Here is a 16,211-nt window from a genome sequence, read left to right on the forward strand (position 1 = left end):
AAGCTCTGGATGCCACCCGACCCGGCTACAGCCTGACGCTACGGAGCCACCGTACTCACGCACGCCTCCAGACGATCACACAGCGCGATCACCAGAACTCGACATGCGCTGGGGGTGAATGCTTACCGCCGCTCGTGCTACTTTGTGACCTTTTCCGGCTTGCCCGCCAGTGGCTCATTGCCGGTCAGGACGATCTCGCCGCTCTCGAAGCGCTGGCCCGTCACCTCGTAGGCCGCTGTGGCCGCGTCGGGCTTCGTGGCGTCGTAGTCGACGGTGAAGGCCCATTCGCAGGTGAAGAGCTTGCTGAACGTATTCGGCGCGACCTCCACGACGACATGGGTCACGAAGGTGTCCTTGATGGCGATGCCGGCCAGCTTCTGCCCATCGGCCCACAGCTTCGGAAGGCCCCATCGCGGCGCGTCGTTGGGTGCCACGGCCGCCGGCTCACCGGCGAGGACCTTTGTGGACACGCCCTTGTACCAGGGCCGCTCACCGGTGTCCAAGGCGTTGGTGAACGTGTTGCTGACCGTCACCCCGTCGTACCTGGCGACCCGGTCGCTCGAGGCGTACTGCAGGATGCCCAGCTTGAGTGAGCCCTTGTAGGTTTTCTGCGCCCGCAGCCCGGCGATGACCTCGAACAGGCCCATGCCGATCTCGATCCCCTCCGTTTCGTAGTAGTAGTCGCCCAGTATGCCGGACAGCTTCGCGCGCTCCTCGATGACCGGCTGCCGGACGAGGACGAGGGGCGTGGCCATGACGAGGGGCTGTCCCGCCACCGTCTCCTCGTGGTCGAGCGAGAGCCCGTTCCCCATGCACCCCATGTAGAACGTGGCGGTGTCGTACGAGTCGTCCTCGCCCAGGCTCGCGACATAGGCGTCGAACGTGCCCTTCCACGGCTGGCCCAGCCCCCGGATCGCCGCGGCCTCCGCGAGCGCCTTGCGTATCTCCCTCAGAACGGCACCGAGAGGGGTCTCGGCTGACGAGATACCGTTCAGCAGCGCCACGACGAACGTCCCATCCTGGCCCAGCCCGGAGGCGTCCACGAGATTCTGCAACTGGTTGATCGCCTGCTCCTGGGGCGCGTCCTCGTAGCGCTTCGCGTACTCGATCGCCGAAAACATGTTCTCTCCCTGCCGTCGCGGAAACCGCCCTGCGCGATCTCCGGGTATGGAGAGACGGGAACGGTGGCCGCTGATACAGAGGCTCTACCTCCGGCGGGCTTCGAGCGCATCCAGAATCAGGTCCAGGCCGTAGCCGAACTCGCTCGTGTGGTCGTAGCCCGGCCGCAGGGCGTGGTCGACGATCATCTCTGTGAGGTACGGCAACTCGTCCGCCGGCAGGTGCTCGAGGATGCCACCGGCCACTTCCTCGACATCGTGCGGCGTCGTCACCGGCAGGTTCGCCTCCTGGAGGACGTACCCGCCGATGTAGCTGTCGATGAGCGAGACGGCGTGCGCGGCCATCGGCAGCGTGAACCCCGCCTTCCGTAGGACGCCGAGGACGGCGTCGTGGTGGCGTAGCGTCGCCGGCCCCGGGGTGCGACGGGAGTCCATGAGGCCGAGAGCCCAGCTGTGCCGCGACAGGACCTCACGCGCGGAGGAAGCGCGCGCACGGATCGCGTCGCGCCAATCGTCGCACTGGGCAGGGGGTAGCTTGATCGCCGCGAACACCATGTCGACCACGCCGTCGAGGATCGCGTCCTTGTTCGGTACGTGGTGGTAGAGCGACATCGCCTCCACGCCCAGTTCCTGGGCCACCCGTCGCATCGTGATCGCCTCTACGCCGCCGCGATCCGCGACCTGGATCGCGGCTTCCAGCACGAGACCTCTGCTGAGTGGTTGTGATGGTGGTGACACGACGGCTCCGGGGTGTGGGCTGGTTGACAACCTTACAACCGTAAGCCAATCTTACACACGTAAGCCACCTTACTGGTGTAAGTCCTTTCGGGCCGGCATCAGTCTGACCTGCGGGGCGAGAGAAGGAGATCCCGATGCCGATGCCGAGATGGTGGGGGCACGTGAACAAGAGGGTGTTCAACCCTCGCGCGATCGCGGGCGGGAAGTGGCCTGTGCTGACTCACGTCGGTCGCATCTCAGGCGCGACGTACCACACGCCGCTCGATGCGTATCCCGTCGACGGCGGCTACCTGTTCGTCCTGGTGTACGGATCGCGCTCGGACTGGGCGCAGAACGTCCTGACGGCCGACGGTGCGCGGCTCCGGGTCGACGGGAGGGAGGTGGAACTCGCCGCCCCACGCCTCGTCGGAGAGGACGAGGCGTTCCAGGCCCTCCCCGACGAGGTGGCACGCCCACCCAGGCTGCTCCGCATCACCGAGTTCCTCCGTATGGACCTGGTCACAGGCTGACGATCGACGTCCGGCGCGGACCCCTGCTCGGCTCGTTCGCGGAAGAGCGCCCCTGGCTCACGCGAGCGCACCGGTCTGCCGCAACAGGCTCATCGCGTCGGCGACGGCCCAGTGTTCGACCATCTGCCCGTCCCGGTAGCGGACCAGGTCCATCACCCGGAACTCGATCTGGTTGCCCGATGGGGGAACGTCGAACTCAACCGTGTCTGTCATGGCTCCAGTCCACCAGTCGCCCGCTGACGTCACCAAGACCGATCGGAGCACCCATCTATACCCTGAAGGTATGGAATCGCGTGAGCTGGCCTACTTCGTCGCGGTCGCCGAGGAGCAGAACTTCAGCCGGGCCGCCGCCCGGCTCGGTATCGCTCAACCCCCGCTGTCCCGAGCGATCCAACGGCTGGAACGCCGGCTCGGTGTCCGGCTGCTGGAGCGCGGCACCCGCCATGTCTCACTCACTCGTGCGGGTGAGGTTCTGCTGCGCGAGGGCCGTAAGGCGCTCACCTCACTGGCACGGCCGAGCGTTTGGCTCAGTACGCCGGGCGGTCGCGGCTGACGGTGGTGACGAAGCCGGGCGGCGACGCCGGCCTGCTCGAAGCCGTGACCACGCGCTCGCCGTGTTCATCCGCACCGCGGCCGAGATCGCCGCGATGCGCCCAACCAGCCGTCCAACGACCTGAGGACGACGCGCCGGCGCCGCCGCGGCACGTCAGTCAGCGGCACGTTCGAGGAGGGCGGCGAATTCCGCCTCGGAAGTGGCGTACTCCAGAGTGCCGCGCTTCGGGTCGGTGGCCACGTAATACAGCCAGGGCCCCGGGGCCGGGTGGAGGGCCGCCTTGAGCGCGGCCTCGCCGGGGTTGGAGATGGGACCAGGAGGAAGGCCGCGGTAGCGGTAGGTGTTGTACGGCGTCCGGGACTTGAGGTCCTTCAGACGGGCGGTGGTGCCGTACGTGCCGAGTCCATAGAGGAGCGGGCTGTCCAGTTGCAGCTTCATGTCGCGGGCCAGGCGGTTGCGGATGACACGGGCAACCTTGGGCATGTCGGCCTCGCTGGGCGCCTCCGCCTGGACGAGGCTGGCGATGATGACGACGTCCAAGGGGGCGGGCTCCGCGTCCAGGCCGAGCTCCGCGGCCGATTCGCCGAAACGGGCCACCATCGCGGCGAGGATCTCGGCGGGGGTGGAGGAGGCGGTGTACTCGTACGTGCCCGGGTAGGCGAACCCCTCCAGCCTGCCCTTGGCGTAGGTGGGCAGGCCCGGTGTCCGACCGTCCTCGGCGGCCTTCGCGAAGGACTCCACGGGCTTGCCGGTCAGGCGGGCGAGCCGGTCCAGGAGGTCGGTCAGGCGCAGCCCCTCCTTCACGGTCACCTTGCTCCTCACCGGTTCCGGGCGCACGGCCGTGGGCGCGACAGGACGGCTCGTCTCCGAGAGGGTCTGGACTGCGATCGTGGCGCCCATGGCCAGGGCGACGACGGCGGCCGCGGCCGCCAGGGTGGCGCCCCGCCGGTGGGCGCGGCGGATGCGGAGCGGCCGCAGGAAACGATCCGGGTGCGGCGGCGGCTCCTCGTGCGCCATGTCGGCGAGGGTCTCGCGCAGCAGGTCTTCGACGCTCATCTGAACTCCCTCACAGCGCTCAGTTCGGGGGCGGACTTCTTCAACCGCTCCAGCGAGCGGTAGATCTGGCTGCGGACCGAGCCCACCCGCACGCCCAGCAGGCGCGCGATCTCGGTCTCCGACATGTCCTCGAAGTAGCGCAGCACGAGCATGGTCCGCTGCCGGCGGGTCAGCCTGGCCAGCGCCGCACGCATCGTCACACGCAGGTCCGCGGCGTCGGCGTGCCCGTCGTCCGGCCGGTCGGGCTGCATGGCGGTGGTCACCTCGACGATCCGGGAACGACGACGCCACCGGCTCACCTGTTCGTGATACATGGTGCGGCGGACGTAGCCCTCGATGGCCGCCGGGTCCCGCAGGCCGCGCCATCGCGTGGCCGTCTTCGCCAGGGCCGACTGCACCAGGTCCTCGGCGGCGTGCCGGTCACCGGTCAGTAGGTACGCGGTGCGGAACAGCGCGCTCGACCTGTCGATGACGAGCTGCCGGAAGTTCGCCTCAAAGCCTGGATCCACCCGTCCTCCTCACGATGTCACCCACCAAGGACGCGGCTGCGGCGCGGAACTATGCCGGTTCATGGAAACCTGGCGTCGGACGTCACCCCCCGGTCTCCACTGGAATCGGTCGGACGCGCGCTCACCTCAGCAGTGCTTCGGAGCGGTCCCACAGTTCGCGGGCCAGGTCGGCGTCGAGGGCCTGCGGATTGTTGCGCTTGGCCGGCTTGCGCTTCTCGTAGTACGTGCCGGAGATCCAGTCGACGCCGGGCCGGCCCTGGGCGAGCCAGACGAGCGGCTCGGCACCCTTGTCCGGGGTGATCAGAATGGTCCGGCCGAGGCGGGTGCCGGTGATGTACTTCAGGAAGCTGTCGGACTCGACCGCGAAGTTCGTCGCGACGTTGCCCGGGTGGAAGGCGGCCGTGGAGATGCCCTGCGTGTGGTAGCGGCGGTGCAGTTCCTTCGTGAACAGGATGTTCTCGAGTTTGGCGGTGTTGTAGGCGCGCACCGCGGTGAAGTCCCTGTCGTGGTCGAGGTCGTCGAGGACGACCTTGGCGTTCCTCATGTGTGAGCCGACACTCGACGTCTGGATCACTGTCGCTTCGCCGGAGATGAGCGTGTCCATCAGCAGTTGGGTGAGCAGGAACGGCGCCAGGTGGTTGATCTGGAAGGTCTTCTCGAAGCCGTCGACGGTCTTGGTGCGGTCGCCGAAGACGCCGCCGGCGTTGTTGGCGAGCACGTCGATACGCGGGTACGCGGCGTTCAACTCGGCGGCGAGCTTGCGGACATCGTCCAGGCGGGTGAAGTCGGCGAGGTGGTGGTCCGCGCCGATCTCACGGGCGACCGCCTGGGTCTTCTGCGGGGAGCGGCCGACGATGGCGACGCGATGGCCGTCCCGGTGGAGCCGGCGGGCCGCCGCGGCGCCGATGCCGTCGCTGGCGCCGGTGATGACGATGGTCTTGGGCTGGTTCATGTCTTCCCTCTGGAGCTGGAGCGACCCGGATGATGACAGCGTACGCCTAATCTGTCAGTAACTGTCACAGACGGCGGTGACTGCTAGAATCGGCGCATCATGAGCGAGAAACATCCCGGTCTCAGGGAGCGCACCCGCCGAGCGGTACAGAAGGAGATCGCCGAGGCGGCCAAAGTGCTGTTCGTCGAGCGCGGCTTCGAGGCCACGACCATCGACGACATCGCGGCGGCCGTCGGCATGTCCCAGCGCAGCGTCTTCCGCTACTTCGCCACGAAGGAAGAAATCGTCCTCGGCAAATTCGACCTCGTCGTGGACGAGATGCTCGCCGCCCTGCGCGCACGCCCCGCCGACGAGCCGGTCTGGACGTCGCTGCACCGCGTGTTCGACGTGCTGGTAGCCCTCGCGGAAACGCCGGGCCACGAGGAGATGGTGGAGCCGATTCATCGGATGGTCTTCGAGACCCCCGCGCTGCTCGCCGGTTACCTTCAGAAGCTGCAGCACATGCAGGACGCCGTCGTCACCGAGTTGCTCGAACGTGCCGAGGCGGTCGGCGCGCCCTACGCGGCCGACGATCCGACGCCTCGCGCCCTGACCGCTGCGGCGTTCGGATGCCTCGTGGCCGCGCAGCACTCCTGGCTGGCCTCCGGAGCGAAGGGCTCCTTCGCCGACGCCATCGACCGGGCCATGGCGACGGTCGGCCCTCGCACCTGACACACGCCCGGTGGCGATCGGGGTTATGCGTGGGCGGCGCCGAATCGGTGGGTGGCCAACCAGGTGGTTGCGAAGTCGACCAGGGGACGCTGGGCCATCAGGCGCGCGGTCGCGTCGCCGACCTGGCCGATCGTCACTGCGCCCGTGGCCTCGTAATCGGCGCCGAGTCGCTCGAAGTCGTCCGAGTCGGGTACCACGTCGTCCCAGGTGGTCCACTGACTCCGGCCGTCGGGTTGCCGGATCGCCGAGCCGGTACGGGAGCGCGGCGGCGACGCCTGCCGCCACTCGGCCAGATGCATCGACGTGTTCGAATGGTGCCCGCATCCCAGCAGCAGAACTTTCCCGTCCAGCCGGTAGACCGCGCCGAGGGGTGAGCGCTCGCCCAGTGCGTCGTCAAGCCGGTGCTCGGCCACGATGTCGTCGGCGTGCTTGCCGAGCGCGGCGAAGGAGACCTGTGGGTGAGTGCTGCGCAGGGCGCCGGGCCACGTGCGGGCCACCTCGGCGATGATGCCCATATGTTGGCTCGGCGTGCGTGACGGATCGAAGCCGGGTGCCTGCTCGCGGATCACCGGCCACCATGCCTCGGGAACGGGCGGACGCCGCCAGTCGGCGGGATCGGTGTTCGAGGGGGTGTGGGTCGGTACGACGAGAGTGCCCTCGGTGCCGAGTGCATCCAGCAGCGCCTGCACGACTGCCTGGGCGCCGCCGGCGACGAAGCCGAGGCTTTTCATCGAGGAGTGCAGCAGCATGACATCGCCGGTGGTCACACCGAGCGCACGCAGGTCGCCCGTAAGTGACCGGACAATGTGGGGCGAGGGTTGATCCATCCGGCGGAGTGTACTGGGGCCCTGGGGGCCAACAGGGCCCGAGGGTCCTTCGAAGGGCAGGTCTGGGACGCCAGGCAGTCGGGACCTTCCGGGCACTTGATCAGGCCGTTCGTTGCGGGGACTGATCCGTGGGCGCCGATGGTGCGAATACCAGGGAACAGACCCGCACAGGAGGGAAACCCGCATGGCCGCAACAGCGCGCCGCAAGGTTCGCCGTCGCATCCGCTTGGCCGTCACCGGCACGGTCGTGTTCACGGCCCTCACGGTGACCACAGTCGGAGCCTCGGCGACGACTCCCATGGGGGCTTCAGTTGCGGGGCCGACCCTGCTCGGCGCCGGCAGCACCCCCAGCCTCATGCCCAGCGTCCGCCCCGCAGCCGGTCCGCGCTCCCCGATGCCCGGGTTCCTGCTGGACCGGGGTCGCTACACCGCGTTCGACCCGCCGGAGACCGGCGTGAACCTCCTGCCCGCAGGCGTGAACAACCGCGGCCAGATCACCGGTGAGTACCTCGGACCCGGCAAAGAGTCCGGTTTCCTGCGCGACAGGCACGGTAAGATCACCAAGATCGACCTCGCCGGCGCCACGGCGACCGAGGTCGTCAAGATCAACGATCGCGGCGTGATCGCGGGCGCCTACAGCCGGACCGTCCCGTTCCTCAGCGACCCCAACGCGAAGGCGCACGGGTTCCTGCTCGATCGCGGCAAGGTCACCAGGATCGACGTCCCCGGCGCAGTGCAGACCGAGGCGTCCGGCATCAACGACCGCCGGCAGGTGGTGGGCGTCTACATCGACGCCGGCGACAATCCTCACGGCTTCCTCTGGGGCAAGGGGCGGTTCACCACCATCGATGTCCCCGGCGCCACCTACACCGAGCCCATCGACATCAACGACCGCGGCCAAATCGTCGGCATCTACGGCGAGGACCCCGGTGGGGCCTCGATCCACGGCTTCCTCTGGGACAAGGGCCGATACACCACCATCGACCTCCCCGGCGTCCCGATCACCATCCCCTACGGCATCAACGACCACGGCCAGATCGTGGGCAGCACCCTCACCGACGCCGCCACCCTGTCCGGAGCCCGCGGCTTCCTGCTTCGCAACGGCGTCGGCGGCCGCGTCACGCCGATCAGATTCCCGGGCGCGCCCAGGACCCTGGCGGTCGGCATCAACGACCGCGGCCAAATCGTCGGCGCCTACGAGAATCCCAACACAGCGCCCAGTCCGTAATCCTCAGGGCTGGAGGACCCGCACTCCGCTCTGGCCGCCGGCCCCGTAGTCACGCGCGTGCTCGGCCGTCACCTCGACTAGAGCTGATCACGGTGGAGGGCGCGCCGCCAGGCGGCGCTGCGCAGCAGGCGCAGACCGTTGAGCCCGACGATGACGGTGGAGCCCTCGTGGCCGGCCACGCCGAGCGGCAGCGGCAGGTCGCCGAACAGGTCCCAGGCCACCAGTACGGCGATGACGAGGTTGGCCACCACCAGACGGCGGGCCCGCTGGGCCAGGGCGATCACGGCGGGTACGGTGGCCAGCTCGTCCCGGGTGATGACGGCGTCGGCGGTGTCGAGGGCCAGATCGGATCCTGCGCGGCCCATCGCGATGCCGACGTGCGCCGTGGCCAGCGCGGGGGCGTCGTTGACGCCGTCCCCGACCAGCGCCACCCGGGCACCCCGTGCCTGCAGTTCGCGCACCGCGGTCACCTTGTCCTCGGGCAGCAGGGTCGTGGTCGGGCCTGCGTGCCACTCCATGACGCTAACAGGAGGCTGGGCAGCCTTGCCGCCGCGACACCGGTTGTCACTCCTCTGCGCCGACGGGCGCGCAGGACGAGTTCGTGCCGGCGTTCTGAGCCGGCCTCAGGCGGGGACGAGCAAGGTGGTGAGCCGGCCGGGCCGCGCACCCGCACCGTGCTGACGTACTCGCTGTCGGCCAACTCGGCCTCGCCGCATCACGCGGACCAGACCGAGCTGTTCTCGCGGGGCCAGTGGGTGACGGAGCGGTTCACCGAGGCCGAGATCAAAGCGTATCCGCGGCCGGCGACGACGTTGTTGCGGTAGCGAACGCGCTCACCGGCAGTCCCCGGTGAGCGCGTTGCCGAGCGTCAGGCGGACGGGCGGCGGTGAGACTAGGGCAGGCTTGCCGGTGTGATGGCGATTCATTCGCTGCCCACGCAGCCACAGGCGGAGCCATACCAGATGATCACCTGCCTCTCACCGCCGCACCTGCGTCCGTACGTGCTGGGGTGGGCCGGTTTTCACACCCGGGCGGGAGAGCCCGCCCACCCCAGCCGGATGCTGCCGCTCAACGCGGCCACCCTGATCATCGACTTCACCGGCATGGTCCCGATCCTCACCGGTCCCCGCGCCACCGCGACGTTCTCGGTCCACACGCCGTGGCGTCACGGGGTGGCGGTCGGGCTCACCCCCGCCGGGATGTCGGCGCTGACGGGGACGCCCATACGCGAGGTGACCGGCACGACCGCGCAGCTGGAAGACCTCCTCGGCACGCGTGCCGCAGAGCTGACCGGCCGGCTGATCGCGCCGGCGAGCTGGGCGGACCGCTTCAGCCTGCTGGAGGAGCGGCTGACGGCGTGGCTGCGCCCCGACGCCGGCCCCAACGACCTGATCATGCACGCCTGGCGGCGGCTGCAGGAGCCGGCCGGCCCGCCCACCATCGGGTCCCTCGCCGGTGAGCTGGGCGTCAGCCGTCGTTATGTCGAGCTCGGATTCCGCCGGGTCGTGGGCTTGTCGCCCAAGACGGTGGCCAGGATCGCCCGATTCCAGCGGACCGTGGACACGTGGAGACGGCCCTCGGCCACGCTGTACGAGGCCGTCGCCTGCGGTTACGCCGACCAGCCGCACCTCACCCGCGAGATCCGGGCGATGGCGCAGATGACACCGAAGCAGCTGTTCGCATTCGTTCAATACACCGATCGGCTCAGCGGCTAGCGTGACCTTCCGCTCCGGACGAGTGCCGGGGGAGAGGAAGGGGCAACACGTCATGGCAGGCGTTCTCGCGGCCGATCCGACCCTCGCCGACTTCGGCAAGGACCCGCTGTGGATCACCATCGTCAAGGCGGTGATGCTGTTCCTCTTTCTGGCGCTGGGAGTCGTCTTCGGGGTCTGGTTCGAGCGCAAGCTGATCTCGCGGATGCAGCACCGCCATGGACCCAACCGGGCCGGCGCTTTCGGCATCCTGCAGTCGGTCGCCGACGCGATCAAGATGGGCTTGAAGGAGGACATCTTCCCGCGCACGGTGGACCGGGTGCTCTACCTGCTGGCGCCGGTCATCCTGGTGGTGCCGGCGTTCCTGGCCTTCTCGATCGTGCCGTTCGGGCCGGTCGTGAACCTGTTCGGCGCGGCGACGCCGCTGCAGCTGGTGGACCTGCCGGTGGCGGTGCTGTTCATGCTCGCCATGGGCGCCGTGTCGGTCTACGGCGTGGTGCTGGCCGGCTGGTCGTCGCGCTCTCCGTACGCGCTGCTCGGCGGCCTGCGTTCGGCGGCGCAGGTGGTGTCGTACGAGATCGCCATGGGTCTGTCGTTCGTGGCCGTCTTCCTGTTCGCCGGGACGCTGTCGACGTCCGAGATCGTCAAGGCGCAGGAGCAGACCTGGTTCGCGGTGCTGCTGATCCCGTCGTTCGTGGTCTACGTGATCTGCATGTTCGGCGAGGCCGCGCGCATCCCGTTCGACCTGCCCGAGGGCGAGGGCGAGCTGGTCGGCGGCTTCCAGACCGAATACTCCTCGTCGCTGAAGTTCGCCCTGATCATGATGGGCGAGTACCTGCACACCTTCACCGCCTCCGGCATCGCCGTCACGCTGTTTCTGGGCGGCTGGCGGGCGCCGTTCCCGATCTCGATGTGGGAGGGCGCCAACCAGGGCTGGTGGCCGGTGTTGTGGTTCTTCATCAAGTTCACGCTGACCTTCTGCTTCGTCGTCTGGGTACGGGCCTCGCTGCCGCGCGTGCGCTACGACCAGCTGATGTCGCTGGGCTGGAAGGTGCTGATCCCGCTCAACCTGGCCTGGATCCTGCTGGTCGCCGCGGTGCACAACGTGGTGGTGAACGACGGCGACAAGACGCTGGGCATCGGGCTCGGCGTGGTCATCGTGGTCGGCGCGCTGGCCGTCTGGATGCGGTTCGACACCGTGAACCAGCGGCGCAAGGAGGCCAGGAAGGCACAGGTGGAGGCCGAGTTCGAGGAACTGTCCCGCGAGCCGGCGGCGGGCGGCTTCCCCGTGCCACCGCTCGACCTGCCGCACTACCACGGCGTTTCCCGGCCGTGAGCGCGCGACGCGGTGCCGTACCCGGCTGGTCGCCTTTCGGTATCGCCGCCCGGCCCGCGTGAAGGTAGGTACCGCGAGTCCTACCGTCGCAGGTTGCACTGGCTGAGGCCCTGGCGCCGATCGACAGTGGAAGCACCAAGGCAGAGCAGGTCAGTTTTCACCGGAAGGACGACCATGTCGACCACCACCCTCTCCGTACTCGCCCGCAATCTGATCAACGGAAAGTGGAGTGACGCCGGCTCCGTACACGAGTCCATCAACCCCTCTACCGGCGACGTCGTCGGCACCTATGTCTCAGCGGGCCGCGCCGAGGCAGAGGCCGCGATCGCCGCCGCACGCACCGCCTTCGACACCACCGACTGGTCCAGAAACGCGGCGTTGCGAGCCCGAGCACTCAACGAACTGGCCGACCGGCTCGCCGAACGCGTCCCTGACATGGGCCGGACCCTGGCCCAGGAGAACGGCAAGCTGCTCGCACAGACGACCTGGGAGGTGTCGCTCTCCGTCGACTGGCTGCGCCACAGCGCCGCCTCCGCGCTCACCCAGATCGCCGGCCGGGCCGCCGAGCCCCAGCCGGGTGTCTACTTCCACTCGACGCCCGAGGCGATGGGGGTCGCCGGCATCATCGCACCGTGGAACTCCCCGGTGATCCTGCTGGTCCGCGCCCTCGGGCCGGCGATCGGCGCCGGCTGCACGACGGTGGTGAAGATGCCCGGGCAGACCGGGCTGACCAACGCGCTCTTCGCCGAGGCCGTCGCCGCCACGGAGTCCCTCCCCGCGGGTGTCGTCAATATCCTCACCGAAGCAGGCAACGAGGTGGCACCGCTCCTGGTCGAGTCACCGGACGTCGACGTGCTCAGTTACACCGGCAGCACCCACGTCGGACGCGTCATCGCCGCCGCGGCCGCGCCGACGCTCAAGCGTGCCAACCTCGAACTGGGCGGCAAGGCCCCGCTGATCGTCTTCGACGACGCCGACCTGGACGTCGTGGTCCCGCAGCTGGTGATGAGCTGCATCGCGATGAACGGGCAGTTCTGCTGCACCGGCTCACGTGTGCTCGCTCAGCGCGGCATCGCGGATGAGCTGCGTACTCGGCTGGCTGCCGGGCTGGAGGCGGTCAAGGTCGGACCTGCGGAGGATCCTTCCAGTCAGATGGGGCCGCTGATCGACAAGGCCGGCGTCGCGAGGGTCGACCGCATCGTCGAGGAGGCCGCCTCCTACGCCAAGGTCATCGTCAGGGGCGGGGCCGTAACCGACCCCGAGATGGCAGGCGGCGCGTTCTACCGCCCTTCGCTGATTGAGGTGGAACGGCTCGACGTCCCCTTGGTGCAGCAGGAGGTGTTCGGTCCGGTCCAGACCTTCGAGGTCTTCGACGATGAGGCCGACGCGGTTCGCCGGGCGAACGCCACGGAGTTCGGCCTGGCCGCGTCGGTGTTCACCCGCAGCGACATCCGGGCCCGCAGGGTGGGACGCGACCTCCGCTTCGGTGGGATCTGGGTCAACACCTGGGGCGTGCTCTCCGAACACTTCGAGCAAGGCGGCTTCAAGCAGAGCGGGTACGGCCTCCTCGGCGGCCCCTGGGGCATCACCGAATTCCAGAACATCAAGACGTACGCGACTGCTGCCCCGCAACTGGCATAAAACTCCGGCCCAGCGCGACCAACACGCCCCAGTTCCCGGCCTCCGAGCGGGGCCGGGAACAGCTTTTGAAGCCCTCCCCAGAGGGAGTCCTGTATCGCATGATGATCTGGTGAGGTGGCGCACGATGATCGCGGTGGCGATGGCCATGGTGTTCCCCGCCGCGTGCGGCGACCCGAGCCCAGCGCAGGTGCGGGTGGACAATGCCGCGCCGCCGGAACGTACCGCCGGGTGACGGGCGCCAAGTGCGTGTTGGGATGACGGCGCCTCAGGTCACTGTGGTTGTCAGTCCGGCAGCAGGTGTGACACGAGGGTGCGTGTCCATTCGGGGGTGAGGGCCTGATCGGTGAAGACGGCCCGGTAGTAGAGGGGGGCGAGCAAGGCGTCCGCGGCGCGTTCGACGGTCGGGGTCTGATTGCCCCGGGCCTGTTCCCGTTCGAGTATGGCTTCGAGCTGTTGCTGGCGTTCCCCGCGGCATACGCCGGCGCCTTCTCCGCCTGTGCCGACGATGGCGCGTACCAGGGCGAGGGTGTCCGGGTCACTGAGGTCCTTGGCGAGGTCGGACGCATAGCGTTCCAGGTCCCCCGGAGGCTTCCGGTGTCCGGCACCACTATGTCGCCAGAAAGGGTGCCTTCCCCTACGTGGCAGCCATCCTCGTCCTCTTCCTGGCCGCTTCCAGCGCGCCGTCCCCGCTCTACGTGGTCTACCAGCAGCAATGGCAGTTCACGGCGTGGGTGCTGACCGTCGTCTTCGCCCTCTACGTGTTCGGCCTGCTGGGCTCGTTGCTCGTCGTCGGAGCGCTGTCGGACCATCTCGGCCGCCGGCCGGTGCTCGCCGCGGCGATCGGACTGGAGATGGTCGCGCTCGTCCTGTTCTACGTCGCCGGGGACGTGCTCGTACTGTCCGTCGCCCGGGTGCTGCAGGGCATCGCGACCGGGGCGGCGACGACCACCCTGAGCGCCGCTCTCGTCGATCTCGAGCCGTCGCACGCCCGCGGGCGGGCAGGCGTCGTCACCTCGGTGGCTCCCCTGACCGGGCTCGCGCTCGGTGCTCTCGGCAGTGGTGTGCTGGTGGAGTTCGGCCCCGCCCCGACCCGGCTGGTCTACGCGGTGCTGCTCGGCGCGATGGTGCTGGCGGCGGTGGTCGTCGCCCTCATGCCGGAGACGTCGCTCCGCCGGCCGGGGGCCGTCGCCTCCCTGCGCCCGCGTGTCGCGATGCCCGCGCACCTGCGCGCGGACATCGTCCCGGTGGTGCCGGCGATGATCGCCACCTGGGCCCTGGCCGGGATGTACCTCTCGCTCGGCCCGTCCGTCGCGGCCGAGTCGCTGGGGCTGCACAACCATCTCATCGGCGGCGTCGTCGTGACGCTCCTGGCGGGCACCGGAGCGCTCGCGATCTTCCTGCTCCGTTCCCGTCCAGCGTCCTCGCTGCTGGCCCCCTCGTCCGCGATGCTCGGGCTCGGCACCCTGATATCGCTTGCCGGGACGGTGGAGGATCTCGTCTGGCTTTCCGCTGTCGGCACCGTCGTTGCGGGAATCGGCTTCGGCGCGTCGGTGCTGGCGACGTTCGGCACCTTCGCCCGGATCGCCAGGCCGCACGAGCGCAGCGCGGTCTTCGCCCTGGCGAACATCATCAACTATCTGGGAAACAGCGTGCCCGCCGTACTCGGAGGAATCGCCGTCACCGCCCTGGGGCTGCGGACCGCCACCGAGATCTACGCGCTGGCGATCGTGCTGATCACTTTCTCCGCCTTCGTCCTGCGCCTGATCCAGGTACGGGCGCAGCGCCGCGCCGTCATGGCCCCGTGCAGCTGAGGCGCCGGCCGGCGGCGCAGGATCCGGCTTTCAACACCCACCAACTGATACAGCCTTTCAGAATGCGGAATAGGGAGACACCGTGACGACTGCAAGCAGGACCAGGAAGAACCTCGAGGTTCAGCGATCGGACCACACGACGATCCGGTACACGGCCAGCGGCCCGGCCGGAGGGCCGACCCTGGCGCTCATCCACGGCTGGGCGTGCAACCGCGGCGACTTCGACGCGGTGATCGACCATCTGCCCGAGGACTATCGTGTCCTCGCGATCGACCTCGCCGAGCATGGCGAGTCGCGGTCGACGCGGGACGTCTGGACCATGGAAGAGTTCGCTCGCGACGTGGCGGCAGTACTGGAAGCCGAGTCGGTGGACGCGGCGGTCGTGGCCGGGCACTCCCTCGGCGGGGCGGTCGCCGTCGAAGTCGGCCGACTGCTCCCTGACACGGTCTCGCATGTGGTCGCACTCGACGCGCTGCATTATCTGTCCCTGTTCCCGGCGCTGAGCGAAGAACAGACCGAGGCGATGCTGCACCTGTTCCGTGCGGACTTCGCCGCAGGGGTGCGGGGCCTCGTTGAGGGAGGTTCGCCGGCAGGGACCGACACGGCTCTCAAGGATGCGTACTTCGAGAAGATGGTCGCTGTGCGGCAGCCCGGGGGTCTGCGTTCCATTGAGGGCCTGGTGCGCTGGGACATGGACGCGGCGCTGCGCGAGACGAAGCAGCCGATCACCGTGTTCGCGATACGTGACCTGGTGACGCGAGAAGCGATCGACCGCTACGGGGACCGCCTCGACATCGTGCCCGTCGACCTGGGCAGCCACCACTTTCCGGTGGAGGCGCCCGAAGGCACGGCCAAGCTCCTGGCCGGCGTGGGAACCGAGCGGCGCCCTGATCACCGCGATGGCTGCGAGGTCTAACGGGTGGCCGCGAGGAGTCGGTGTGCGTACCCGCCACGCAGGTCCTCCACGATGCGTCGTTGCCAGGGGCGGCGGATCACGGCGTGGGTGAGTCGCCGTGAGGTTCGGGGCGTAGCCGCGATGGCCGAGGCGATCTGCCGGGCGCCGCGGCGCGCTTGTCCCCCGTACGAGCTACCGGCGAGTGCCCACCGTGCGGTGACGACTCCTGGGCCGTCGATTCCATAGCGTTTCGGCATGGCACGAAGCGGTTCGGCCGCTTCCCGCCACACCACCGCGTGAATCAGCTCGGCGCCCATTCTCTAACGGGAGGACATCATGCTCCGCAAGATCAAGGCATCCGCTCTGGCCGCACTGTGCTGCACCGTCGTCGGTGCGGGAATCGCCGGCGCCCAGGGCGCCTCGGCGGCGGAGTGGGACCCCTTCGCGACCACCAAGGCGGCGGACTGGGACCCCTTCGCCTCCACCATGCGGAAGGCCGATGCCGACCTGATCTCCGGAACGAAGAAGATCAAGGTTGCGGGCCGGTCGGTGAACGTGTCCTGTTCGGGCAGCCCGTCCAAGGGCGAGCCGGTCATCATGTTGATGCACGGAGGC

Annotated in this window: 20 protein-coding genes and 1 pseudogene; 12 read left to right on the forward strand and 9 right to left on the reverse strand. The window is 68.9% G+C overall.

The features are described 5' to 3' along the window. Nucleotides 1–137: 137 nt before the first annotated feature. Nucleotides 138–1,121, reverse strand: a complete 984-nt coding sequence (locus tag ITP53_RS45360; RefSeq protein WP_195901674.1) for a hypothetical protein — start codon at nt 1,119–1,121, stop codon at nt 138–140. A gap of 84 nt (nt 1,122–1,205) precedes the next feature. Then, entirely contained in the window at nt 1,206–1,820 is a 615-nt protein-coding gene (locus tag ITP53_RS45365; protein ID WP_195901675.1) for a TetR/AcrR family transcriptional regulator, read from the reverse strand. A gap of 170 nt (nt 1,821–1,990) precedes the next feature. On the opposite strand from ITP53_RS45365, the gene ITP53_RS45370 reads away from it, so the two are divergent. Beyond that, nucleotides 1,991–2,365: a nitroreductase family deazaflavin-dependent oxidoreductase gene (locus ITP53_RS45370; protein WP_195901676.1), complete on the forward strand. Its 375-nt coding sequence runs from the start codon at nt 1,991–1,993 to the stop codon at nt 2,363–2,365. Between the two features lie 57 nt (nt 2,366–2,422). Here the strand turns inward: ITP53_RS45370 and ITP53_RS45375 are convergent, their stop codons facing one another. Continuing rightward, nucleotides 2,423–2,578 (reverse strand): ester cyclase, encoded by a 156-nt coding sequence (locus ITP53_RS45375; protein ID WP_195901677.1) that lies wholly within the window; start codon nt 2,576–2,578, stop codon nt 2,423–2,425. A gap of 70 nt (nt 2,579–2,648) precedes the next feature. Between ITP53_RS45375 and ITP53_RS60725 the strand changes: the two genes are divergently transcribed. Next, nucleotides 2,649–2,918 (forward strand): LysR family transcriptional regulator, encoded by a 270-nt coding sequence (locus tag ITP53_RS60725; protein ID WP_195901678.1) that lies wholly within the window; start codon nt 2,649–2,651, stop codon nt 2,916–2,918. 153 nt (nt 2,919–3,071) lie between these two features. Here ITP53_RS60725 and mltG read toward each other — a convergent pair whose 3' ends face one another. From mltG to ITP53_RS45395, 3 genes are all read right to left on the reverse strand, one after another. Next, entirely contained in the window at nt 3,072–3,974 is a 903-nt protein-coding gene (gene mltG / locus ITP53_RS45385; RefSeq protein WP_195901679.1) for an endolytic transglycosylase MltG, read from the reverse strand. Then, entirely contained in the window at nt 3,971–4,483 is a 513-nt protein-coding gene (locus ITP53_RS45390) for a SigE family RNA polymerase sigma factor (protein WP_195901680.1), read from the reverse strand. Before ITP53_RS45390 ends, mltG begins: the two co-directional genes overlap by 4 nt. Before the next feature lie 121 nt (nt 4,484–4,604). Continuing rightward, the gene (locus tag ITP53_RS45395) at nt 4,605–5,435 is read right to left on the reverse strand and encodes an SDR family NAD(P)-dependent oxidoreductase (RefSeq protein ID WP_195901681.1); all 831 of its coding nucleotides are present in this window, start codon (nt 5,433–5,435) and stop codon (nt 4,605–4,607) included. 99 nt (nt 5,436–5,534) lie between these two features. Between ITP53_RS45395 and ITP53_RS45400 the strand changes: the two genes are divergently transcribed. Further along, entirely contained in the window at nt 5,535–6,146 is a 612-nt protein-coding gene (locus tag ITP53_RS45400) for a TetR family transcriptional regulator (RefSeq protein ID WP_195901682.1), read from the forward strand. A 23-nt stretch (nt 6,147–6,169) separates the two neighbouring features. Here ITP53_RS45400 and ITP53_RS45405 read toward each other — a convergent pair whose 3' ends face one another. Beyond that, entirely contained in the window at nt 6,170–6,913 is a 744-nt protein-coding gene (locus ITP53_RS45405) for an aminoglycoside N(3)-acetyltransferase (protein ID WP_328817886.1), read from the reverse strand. A gap of 244 nt (nt 6,914–7,157) precedes the next feature. Here ITP53_RS45405 and ITP53_RS45410 point away from each other — a divergent pair, with 244 nt between their 5' ends. Further along, nucleotides 7,158–8,201: a hypothetical protein gene (locus ITP53_RS45410; RefSeq protein WP_195901684.1), complete on the forward strand. Its 1,044-nt coding sequence runs from the start codon at nt 7,158–7,160 to the stop codon at nt 8,199–8,201. A gap of 77 nt (nt 8,202–8,278) precedes the next feature. Here the strand turns inward: ITP53_RS45410 and ITP53_RS45415 are convergent, their stop codons facing one another. Then, entirely contained in the window at nt 8,279–8,719 is a 441-nt protein-coding gene (locus ITP53_RS45415) for an HAD-IC family P-type ATPase (RefSeq protein WP_195901685.1), read from the reverse strand. A 156-nt stretch (nt 8,720–8,875) separates the two neighbouring features. Between ITP53_RS45415 and ITP53_RS60730 the strand changes: the two genes are divergently transcribed. From ITP53_RS60730 to ITP53_RS59800, 5 genes are all read left to right on the forward strand, one after another. Further along, the gene (locus ITP53_RS60730; RefSeq protein WP_328817888.1) at nt 8,876–9,025 is read left to right on the forward strand and encodes a penicillin acylase family protein; all 150 of its coding nucleotides are present in this window, start codon (nt 8,876–8,878) and stop codon (nt 9,023–9,025) included. 90 nt (nt 9,026–9,115) lie between these two features. Then, nucleotides 9,116–9,916 (forward strand): helix-turn-helix transcriptional regulator, encoded by an 801-nt coding sequence (locus ITP53_RS45425; RefSeq protein ID WP_236051921.1) that lies wholly within the window; start codon nt 9,116–9,118, stop codon nt 9,914–9,916. Between the two features lie 52 nt (nt 9,917–9,968). After that, nucleotides 9,969–11,249, forward strand: a complete 1,281-nt coding sequence (gene nuoH, locus ITP53_RS45430; RefSeq protein ID WP_195901687.1) for an NADH-quinone oxidoreductase subunit NuoH — start codon at nt 9,969–9,971, stop codon at nt 11,247–11,249. A 174-nt stretch (nt 11,250–11,423) separates the two neighbouring features. Next, complete coding sequence (locus ITP53_RS45435; protein ID WP_195901688.1) at nt 11,424–12,890, forward strand: aldehyde dehydrogenase family protein; 1,467 nt, start codon at nt 11,424–11,426, stop codon at nt 12,888–12,890. Between the two features lie 109 nt (nt 12,891–12,999). Beyond that, entirely contained in the window at nt 13,000–13,122 is a 123-nt protein-coding gene (locus ITP53_RS59800; protein ID WP_268961406.1) for a hypothetical protein, read from the forward strand. A gap of 50 nt (nt 13,123–13,172) precedes the next feature. On the opposite strand, the gene ITP53_RS61515 is transcribed toward ITP53_RS59800, so the two are convergent. Further along, on the reverse strand, nt 13,173–13,604 hold the full coding sequence (locus ITP53_RS61515) for a TetR-like C-terminal domain-containing protein (RefSeq protein ID WP_407941391.1): 432 nt from the start codon (nt 13,602–13,604) through the stop codon (nt 13,173–13,175). Here ITP53_RS61515 and ITP53_RS45445 point away from each other — a divergent pair. The 3 genes and pseudogenes from ITP53_RS45445 to ITP53_RS45455 all read left to right on the forward strand — a co-directional run. Continuing rightward, nucleotides 13,529–14,701, forward strand: a complete 1,173-nt coding sequence (locus ITP53_RS45445) for an MFS transporter (RefSeq protein ID WP_195901689.1) — start codon at nt 13,529–13,531, stop codon at nt 14,699–14,701. The two genes, ITP53_RS61515 and ITP53_RS45445, sit on opposite strands and share 76 nt — an antisense overlap. 82 nt (nt 14,702–14,783) lie before the next feature. Further along, the gene (locus tag ITP53_RS45450; protein ID WP_195901690.1) at nt 14,784–15,617 is read left to right on the forward strand and encodes an alpha/beta fold hydrolase; all 834 of its coding nucleotides are present in this window, start codon (nt 14,784–14,786) and stop codon (nt 15,615–15,617) included. Nucleotides 15,618–15,932: 315 nt separating this feature from the next. Next, a pseudogene (locus tag ITP53_RS45455) lies at nt 15,933–16,211 on the forward strand (alpha/beta hydrolase); the annotation flags it as partial.

Source organism: Nonomuraea cypriaca, assembly GCF_015645445.1.
GTDB lineage: Bacteria > Actinomycetota > Actinomycetes > Streptosporangiales > Streptosporangiaceae > Nonomuraea > Nonomuraea cypriaca.